The 671-nt window shown below is 55.9% G+C and carries 1 protein-coding gene; it reads left to right on the plus strand.

The window, feature by feature from the left end; all coding sequences use genetic code 11:
• Positions 1-557, plus strand: a 557-nt coding sequence (locus D7X55_RS43830; RefSeq protein ID WP_199747362.1) for a hypothetical protein, incomplete at its 5' end; no start/stop codon positions are given.
• Between the last annotated feature and the right edge of the window lie 114 nt (positions 558-671).

Below are 671 nucleotides of genomic sequence, written 5' to 3' on the forward strand. Positions count from 1 at the left end.
ACTCTGCGTTGCACGACACAATCAGGACTTGGGCAGATGTCTATCGCGATGGAGTTCAAGGTAAAGAGGCCATTGTTGCGAAGCACGCCATGGCCCAACCTCAGGACAGCACGCTCCAGGACGATTTTGTTGGACGAATGCTGTGGGCTCTTTCAGACAAGTCAGGCCTCCCCGCGAAGCGCTTCGCGGAGTTCAATCCAGTTCCCCCGCTTGAGTGGCTCCTCGAGGCATTTTCCCATGAGCGATTCTTGCAGAGGGATCTAGCCCGCTTTGGCTTCTCCTCGGTTAAGGAGGAGGATGCAGAACTCAGATTCAGTTTGGTTCGTAGGCCTGCGCCTTATGATCACGCTCCTCCTATGACACTGGCGTCTTCTGGAAGTATGGCCAGCCGATGGGATGGATTGATGTTCCAGCTCGCACGCTGGCTTGTGCGTCATCTGGACGATCCACGATTGATCATATGGATTGCAGAGCGTGGCGGGCAGATGGATAGTCGCTGGATCTCTCTAGTCGACTCCGAACTTGAGCGTCTGGCCACACTGGAACGGGATGGCTAAGTCTCGGAGCTGGATCTTATTCGCCTGGACGCCCCAAAGGGTGTGCCCGATCCAAAGATGCGAACTCTTTGGAGAATCGTGCTCGGTGGCCGACTCAAGACCCCACTGTCAGGG

The sequence above is a fragment of the Corallococcus sp. AB049A genome (assembly GCF_003668885.1).
Lineage (GTDB): Bacteria > Myxococcota > Myxococcia > Myxococcales > Myxococcaceae > Corallococcus > Corallococcus interemptor.